The following is a 281-nucleotide window of genomic DNA, read 5'->3' as shown; positions in this document are numbered from 1 at the left end:
GCGACGTCTCGTCTATTGACTCCTCTGACCCTTTGTCTTTTGAGTTACCTGAAAGCGAAAAGCGTCAAGATTTTAGCGATGACCCTACCATCAAAAACATCGAAGACAAAGATGGTAAAAGATACACCACGCTAAACTTGTCCAACTATGCCAAACAAGTCAATGATGCCGTCTGGTCACCAAGCATGAAGGTCAACTCAGCGATGACTATTAAAATGCAGGCATTACTCGATTGGAACCATGCTTCACCGGGTCCTATCGATGGCGGCTGGGGTATGAAC

At 45.9% G+C, this 281-nt stretch carries 1 protein-coding gene; it reads left to right on the top strand.

The features are described from left to right. On the top strand, window positions 1–281 hold a 281-nt coding region (locus tag AAEZ05_RS28305; protein WP_350649883.1), incomplete at both ends, for a hypothetical protein.

Origin of the sequence: Pseudomonas sp. HY13-MNA-CIBAN-0226 (assembly GCF_040310305.1) — a bacterium.
Classification (GTDB): domain Bacteria; phylum Pseudomonadota; class Gammaproteobacteria; order Pseudomonadales; family Pseudomonadaceae; genus Aquipseudomonas; species Aquipseudomonas gregormendelii.
The sequence above is the reverse complement of the archived record's forward strand: the minus strand, read 5'-3'. Positions and strand labels throughout refer to the sequence as shown.